This is a genomic window from Candidatus Symbiothrix dinenymphae, assembly GCF_001431085.1.
Genome location: NZ_BBRU01000285.1, coordinates 1 through 547, shown reverse-complemented (window position 1 = coordinate 547; position 547 = coordinate 1). Strand labels below are relative to the sequence as shown.

Annotated in this window: 1 protein-coding gene; it reads right to left on the bottom strand. The window is 52.3% G+C overall.

Annotated features, from left to right (window positions below):
* The coding region (locus ASC50_RS03640) for a Gfo/Idh/MocA family protein (RefSeq protein WP_158648375.1) at nt 1-547 on the bottom strand (547 nt) is incomplete at both ends.

Genomic DNA, 547 nt, shown 5'->3' with positions numbered 1-547 from the left:
GTACTTTTGTCGGATAACCTAATTGTAATCCTTTGAAAATCGGGTGCATGATGTGGCAAGCCATATCGCCCAATGCGCCGGTTCCGTAATTCCACCAGCCGCGCCAATTCCAGGGATGATAAATGGCGTTGTAGGGAACCAATTTCGCCGGACCAGTAAACAACTCCCAATCCAAGGTATCGGGAACCCAATGACCTTGCGAAGGAGTATTCAAACCTTGCGGCCAGATAGGACGGTTGGTAGCGCAATCCACGCGACGTACTTCGCCGATTTCGCCGGCAGCAATCCAGTCGCAAATTTGGCGAACGCCTTTACCCGATGCGCCCTGATTACCCATTTGGGTAGCCACTTTGTGCTTTGCGGCTAATTTCGTCAGCAGGCGTGATTCGTAAACCGAGTGTGTCAACGGTTTCTGAACGAACGCGTGCTTGCCCATGGTCATGGCGGTGGCAGCGATAATCGCGTGTGTATGGTCGGCAGTAGCCACGATGACGGCATCGATGCTTTTGCCCATTTCGTCATACATCTTGCGCCAGTCTTTGTACTG